Below are 6,455 nucleotides of genomic sequence, written 5' to 3' on the forward strand. Positions count from 1 at the left end.
GATCAGGCCTACAAAGAGGCCAAGCAAGACCTTAGCTTTCAAGCGGAATTAGATGCCCTCTTAAAAGATTATGTTGGCGTGTGAGACCCCACTTTACTACGCCAAACGGTTGACCCAGCATATCGGTGGGCCAAGATTTACCTCAAGCGTGAGGACCTCAACCACACGGGGGCCACAAAAATCAATAATGCCCTGGGGCAGGTTCTTTTGGCCCGTCGGATGGGCAAGAATAAGGTGATTGCCGAGACAGGTGCTGGTCAACACGGAGTGGCCACGGCCACCGCAGCCGCCCTCTTTGATATGGACTGCACCATTTACATGGGAGAAGAAGATGTCAAACGCCAGTCCCTCAATGTTTTCCGCATGGAGCTTCTGGGAGCTAAGGTAGAGGCTGTCAAGGACGGTTCCGCGTGTGCTCAAGGATGCCGTCAATGCAGCGCTTAGGGCTTGGGTGACCAATATTGAAGATACCCACTATATTTGGGCTCAGCCCTAGGACCAGCCCCCTTCCCTGAAATTGTTCGGGATTTCCAATCGATTATCGGTAGGGAAGCTAAGCGACAATTTGCGGAAATTTCCGGTGGCCAGCTACCCGATGCTGTCATGGCCTGTATCGGTGGTGGTTCCAACGCTATCGGTATGTTTTATCCCTTCGTCAATGATACTAGCGTTGCCATGTATGGCGCTGAGGCCGCTGGACATGGTCTGGATACAGACCAGCATGCAGCTACCTTTGCCAAGGGACGGCCGGGCGTTTTGCATGGCTCCTTGATGAATGTTCTTCAGGACCGCCACGGTCAAATTATGGAGGCCTTCTCGATTTCTGCTGGCCTTGATTATCCAGGTGTTGGCCCTGAACATTGCCACTTTAAGGAAATTGGCAGGGCTAGCTACCAGGCCATTACAGACCAAGAAGCCTTAGAAGCCTTTAGTCTCTTGTCCCGCCTGGAAGGTATTATTCCTGCCTTGGAATCCAGCCATGCCATTGCCCTAGCCCAGAAGGTCGCCAAGGATATGAGTCCAGACCAGAGCCTCCTTATCTGTTTATCGGGTCGAGGGACAAGGATGTCATCCAAGTTAAGGAACGTTTTGAAGCTGAAAAAGAAGGGAAGTAAGCCATGACAAAAACATTAAGCAAACATCTTCAAGCCATAAAATCTTCAGGTCAGGGTTTGGTCATTCCCTATATCATGGCTGGGGACCACGAGCGAGGTTTGGACGGTCTCTTTGATACGATTAACCTGCTAGCAGATGCTGGAGCTTCCGCTATTGAAATCGGTGTTCCCTTTTCCGACCCTGTTGCCGATGGCCCCATCATCGAAGAAGCAGGCCTGCGAAGTCTGACCAAGGGGACCAATCTTGAGGCCATCGTAGAGGAGCTCCAGCGTCAAGCAAGCCCTATCCCCCTTGTTCTCATGACCTATTTTAATCCTATCTACCAATATGGCCTTGAGAGATTGGTCAAGGACTTGAGTGGAACTTCTGTCAAGGGTCTGATTATTCCCGATTTGCCCCATGAACATACGGACTTTGTCCTTCCCTATCTGGAAAATCATGACCTCTGCCTGGTTCCCCTCATCAGCCTAACAACCGGCTCTGAGCGCCAGAAAGAATTGTTAGCAGATGCCCAAGGCTTTGTCTACGCTGTAGCGGTCAATGGGGTTACGGGTAAGGCCAGCAACTATCGCTCAGACCTAGACCAGCACTTACAAAACTTAAAAGACCTGACCTCCCTACCAGTTCTGACAGGCTTTGGCATTTCCAGTCAGGAAGACGTGGAGCGTTTCAATCAGGTCTCCGATGGCGTCATTGTTGGCTCTAAGATTGTCCAAGCCCTCCACCAAGGTCAGACAAGTCAGGTCCAAAACTTTATCCGCCAAGCCAGCCAAGTGAAAAAATAAAACGTCAAGATGTTTGATAGTAAAAAAGTAAGGAGTTAAGGACTTTTGTCCCTAACTCCTCTTTAGGTTAGTATCAAGCGCTCACTCTAGCTAATTTTCAAGCTATCCCCCTCATCAAATGAGGCAAAACGTGCTATAATAGGACTACTATGGCAAAATCGAAATCGACAAAAGCAAGTAAAAAATCCAATAAACAGAAGGCGCAAAATAAACGCCCAACTAAGAAGGAAAGAGAGCACAAAAAGGCCGTTCGAAAAATGATGGTCGCCTTTTTGATGGCTTTTATCCTCTTTTTCGCCATTATCCGCCTAGGTGTCTTTGGGATTACCGCCTACAATCTCGTTCGGGTAGTGTTGGTAGCCTAGCCTACCCACTATCTTGGTCTCTCTTTACCTCTTGCGGGCAATGGTTGCAGAAGCACACGGGTTTTATGTCAGGCTATATCTCTGCATGGCTGGTCTCATGCTGATTTTCCACGCCTATCTCTATTCCATGGACGTTATGAAAGAGCGCTCTATCATTGGGGAACCTCCGTCTAGTAACGGCCGATTTAAAAATGTGCTGTCACCCATTCCTAGGGGTGCATGATGGTGCTGTCCTTTATAAGCCAATTGTTTTCCCTTCTCTAACATCGGTTCCTATCTGTCGTGGTCTTTCATTATTTGGGCCTCTACCTCATGAGCTCTTGGGATGTCTATGATGTCATGAATTCTTCAGAAGACTGTAGCAATCTCAGCGACAAGATTGACCAACCAGCTGCAGATGGAATCCTCGGGACAAAAGCGTCAGGCCAAGGCTCAGGCTAAGCTCAAGCACAAAAGATCAGGAAGAGCTCAAGCTGGGGAAACTCCATCAGACTTGATGGCTAGTTGACCCAGAAACAGGGAAATCCTATCCGCCAGCCCAGCTCAATTAGCTCCGAGATCCGAGCCAGAATTCTGGGGGCTATGATAGAAGAGCTGAGGATGCTATCTCAGCAAGACTTCAAGAATTATCATTTTCATTATCCTGACGAGGAAAATGAGGTTGAGGCACCGACTTCCTCACCAGCTGAACAGCTCCAGCCAGTCCAAATCCAGCCAGAACCAAGAAGCTGATGAGCCTGTGCAGTGGATTCACCCCTAAACAGCACCTCTCTCAAATGCAACCATTGACCTCTTCGCCCTGACAAGCCTAAGAACCAGACCAAGGAAAAGAAATTGTCCGCAAGAACATCAAGATTTGGAAGAAACCTTTGCCAGCTTTGGCATCAAGGCCACAGTCGAACGGGCTGAATTGGCCCTTCTTCACCAAGTATGAAATCAAGCCGGCTGTCGGCGTGCGGGTCAATCGGATTTCTAATCTGGCTGACGATTTAGCTCTGGCTCTGGCTGCCAAGGACGTGCGGATTGAGGCGCCTATCCTGGGAAATCTTGGTCGGTATCGAAGTGCCTAACTCAGAGATTGCTACCGTCAGCTTCCGCGAGCTCTGGAGCAGGCCAAGACCGCTACCAAGACACTTTAATGCTTGGTGGCGGTCAATGGCCTGCTCCCAGAGCTGCGGAAGCTGACGGTAGCAATCTCTGAGTTAGGCACTTCGATACCGACCAGAGATTTCCCAGGATAGGCGCCTCAATCGCACGTCCTTGGCAGCCAGAGCCAGAGCTAAATCGTCAGCCAGATTAGAATCCGATTGACCCGCACGCCGACAGCCGCTTGATTTCATACTGTGACGAAGGGCAATTTCAGCCCGTTCGACTGTGGCCTGATGCCAAAGCTGGCAAAGTTTCTTCCAAAATCTTGATGTTCTGCGGACAATCTTCTTTTCCTTGGTCTGGTTTTAGGCTGTCAGGGGCGAAGAGTCATGGTTGGCAATTTGTAGAGCAGTGCTGTTAGGGGTGAAATCCACCTGCACAGGCTCATCATCGTCTTCTTGGTTCTGGCTGGATTTGGACTGGCTGGAGCTGTCTCAGCTGGTGAGAAGTCGGTGCCTCAACCTCATTTTCCTCGTCAGGATAATGAAATGATAATTCTTGAGTCTTGCTGAGAATAGCCATCCTCAGCCTCTTCTATCATAGCCGCCAGAATTCTGGCTCGGATCTCGGAGCTAATTGAGCTGGGCTGGCGGATAGATTTCCCCTGTTCTGGGTCACTAGGCCATCAAAGTCTGATGGAGTTTCCCCAGTTGAGCTTCTTCCTGATCTTCTTGTGCTTGAGCCTTAGCCTGAGCCTTGGCCTGACGCTTTTGCTCCGACGGATTCCATCTGCAGGCTGTTTTGGTCAATCTTGTCGCTGAGATTGCTACCAGTCTTCTTGAAGAAATTCATGACATCATAGACATCCCAAGAGCTCATGAGTAGAGCCAAAATAATGAAAAGCACCGACCAGATAGGACCGATGTTAGAGAAGAGGAAAACAATTGGCTTATAAAGGACAGCACCATCATGCCACCCCCTAGGAAATGGGTGACAGCCACATTTTTAAATCGGCCGTTACTAGACGGAAGGTCCCCCAATGATAGAGCGCTCTTTCATAACGTCCATGGAATAAGATAGGCGTGGAAATCAGCATGAGACCAGCCATGGGAGATATAGCCTGACATAAAACCCGTGTGCTTCTGCAACCACTTGCCCGCAAAGAGGTAAAAAGAGGAACCAAAGATAGCTGGGTAGGCTAGGCTACCAACCACTACCCGAACGAGATTGTAGGCGGTAATCCCAAAGACACCTAGGCGGATAATGGCGAAAAAGAGGATAAAAGCCATCAAAAAGGCGACCATCATTTTTCGAACGGCCTTTTTGTGCTCTCTTTCCTTCTTAGTTGGGCGTTTATTTTGCGCCTTCTGTTTATTGGATTTTTTACTTGCTTTTGTCGATTTCGATTTTGCCATAGTAGTCCTATTATAGCACGTTTTGCCTCATTTGATGAGGGGGATAGCTTGAAAATTAGCTAGAGTGAGCGCTTGATACTAACCTAAAGAGGAGTTAGGGACAAAAGTCCTTAACTCCTTACTTTTTTACTATCAAACATCTTGACGTTTTATTTTTTCACTTGGCTGGCTTGGCGGATAAAGTTTTGGACCTGACTTGTCTGACCTTGGTGGAGGGCTTGGACAATCTTAGAGCCAACAATGACGCCATCGGAGACCTGATTGAAACGCTCCACGTCTTCCTGACTGGAAATGCCAAAGCCTGTCAGAACTGGTAGGGAGGTCAGGTCTTTTAAGTTTTGTAAGTGCTGGTCTAGGTCTGAGCGATAGTTGCTGGCCTTACCCGTAACCCCATTGACCGCTACAGCGTAGACAAAGCCTTGGGCATCTGCTAACAATTCTTTCTGGCGCTCAGAGCCGGTTGTTAGGCTGATGAGGGGAACCAGGCAGAGGTCATGATTTTCCAGATAGGGAAGGACAAAGTCCGTATGTTCATGGGGCAAATCGGGAATAATCAGACCCTTGACAGAAGTTCCACTCAAGTCCTTGACCAATCTCTCAAGGCCATATTGGTAGATAGGATTAAAATAGGTCATGAGAACAAGGGGGATAGGGCTTGCTTGACGCTGGAGCTCCTCTACGATGGCCTCAAGATTGGTCCCCTTGGTCAGACTTCGCAGGCCTGCTTCTTCGATGATGGGGCCATCGGCAACAGGGTCGGAAAAGGGAACACCGATTTCAATAGCGGAAGCTCCAGCATCTGCTAGCAGGTTAATCGTATCAAAGAGACCGTCCAAACCTCGCTCGTGGTCCCCAGCCATGATATAGGGAATGACCAAACCCTGACCTGAAGATTTTATGGCTTGAAGATGTTTGCTTAATGTTTTTGTCATGGCTTACTTCCCTTCTTTTTCAGCTTCAAAACGTTCCTTAACTTGGATGACATCCTTGTCCCCTCGACCCGATAAACAGATAAGGAGGCTCTGGTCTGGACTCATATCCTTGGCGACCTTCTGGGCTAGGGCAATGGCATGGCTGGATTCCAAGGCAGGAATAATACCTTCCAGGCGGGACAAGAGACTAAAGGCTTCTAAGGCTTCTTGGTCTGTAATGGCCTGGTAGCTAGCCCTGCCAATTTCCTTAAAGTGGCAATGTTCAGGGCCAACACCTGGATAATCAAGGCCAGCAGAAATCGAGAAGGCCTCCATAATTTGACCGTGGCGGTCCTGAAGAACATTCATCAAGGAGCCATGCAAAACGCCCGGCCGTCCCTTGGCAAAGGTAGCTGCATGCTGGTCTGTATCCAGACCATGTCCAGCGGCCTCAGCGCCATACATGGCAACGCTAGTATCATTGACGAAGGGATAAAACATACCGATAGCGTTGGAACCACCACCGATACAGGCCATGACAGCATCGGGTAGCTGGCCACCGGAAATTTCCGCAAATTGTCGCTTAGCTTCCCTACCGATAATCGATTGGAAATCCCGAACAATTTCAGGGAAGGGGGCTGGTCCTAGGGCTGAGCCCATAATATAGTGGGTATCTTCAATATTGGTCACCCAAGCCCTAAGCGCTGCATTGACGGCATCCTTGAGCACACGCGAACCGTCCTTGACAGCTCTACCTTAGCTCCCAGAAGCTCC

The 6,455-nt window shown here is 49.2% G+C and carries 4 protein-coding genes and 4 pseudogenes; 5 read left to right on the forward strand and 3 right to left on the reverse strand.

Annotation, left to right across the window (positions count from 1 at the left end):
- Positions 1-192 precede the first annotated feature (192 nt).
- The 5 genes and pseudogenes from trpB to DYE66_RS10850 form a co-directional block, all read left to right on the forward strand.
- A pseudogene (gene trpB, locus DYE66_RS10730) lies at positions 193-1,122 on the forward strand (tryptophan synthase subunit beta).
- Complete coding sequence (gene trpA, locus DYE66_RS10735; RefSeq protein WP_002997156.1) at positions 1,119-1,901, forward strand: tryptophan synthase subunit alpha; 783 nt, start codon at positions 1,119-1,121, stop codon at positions 1,899-1,901. Before trpB ends, trpA (DYE66_RS10735) begins: the two are co-directional and overlap by 4 nt.
- A 149-nt stretch (positions 1,902-2,050) precedes the next feature.
- A complete protein-coding gene (locus DYE66_RS10845) occupies positions 2,051-2,266 on the forward strand; it encodes a hypothetical protein (RefSeq protein WP_167410121.1) in 216 nt (71 codons plus the stop codon).
- A gap of 600 nt (positions 2,267-2,866) precedes the next feature.
- Complete coding sequence (locus tag DYE66_RS11110; RefSeq protein WP_280523162.1) at positions 2,867-2,998, forward strand: hypothetical protein; 132 nt, start codon at positions 2,867-2,869, stop codon at positions 2,996-2,998.
- Positions 2,999-3,064: 66 nt separating this feature from the next.
- Positions 3,065-3,394: pseudogene (locus DYE66_RS10850) on the forward strand (DNA translocase FtsK); the annotation flags it as partial.
- Positions 3,395-3,423: 29 nt separating this feature from the next.
- On the opposite strand, the pseudogene DYE66_RS10745 reads toward DYE66_RS10850, so the two are convergent.
- The 3 genes and pseudogenes from DYE66_RS10745 to DYE66_RS10755 all read right to left on the reverse strand — a co-directional run.
- Positions 3,424-4,770: pseudogene (locus tag DYE66_RS10745) on the reverse strand (DNA translocase FtsK); the annotation flags it as partial.
- 149 nt (positions 4,771-4,919) lie between these two features.
- Positions 4,920-5,702 (reverse strand): tryptophan synthase subunit alpha, encoded by a 783-nt coding sequence (gene trpA / locus DYE66_RS10750; protein WP_002997156.1) that lies wholly within the window; start codon positions 5,700-5,702, stop codon positions 4,920-4,922.
- A gap of 3 nt (positions 5,703-5,705) precedes the next feature.
- A pseudogene (locus DYE66_RS10755) lies at positions 5,706-6,455 on the reverse strand (pyridoxal-phosphate dependent enzyme); the annotation flags it as partial.

The sequence above is a fragment of the Streptococcus downei MFe28 genome (assembly GCF_900459175.1).
GTDB classification, from domain to species: Bacteria; Bacillota; Bacilli; order Lactobacillales; family Streptococcaceae; genus Streptococcus; species Streptococcus downei.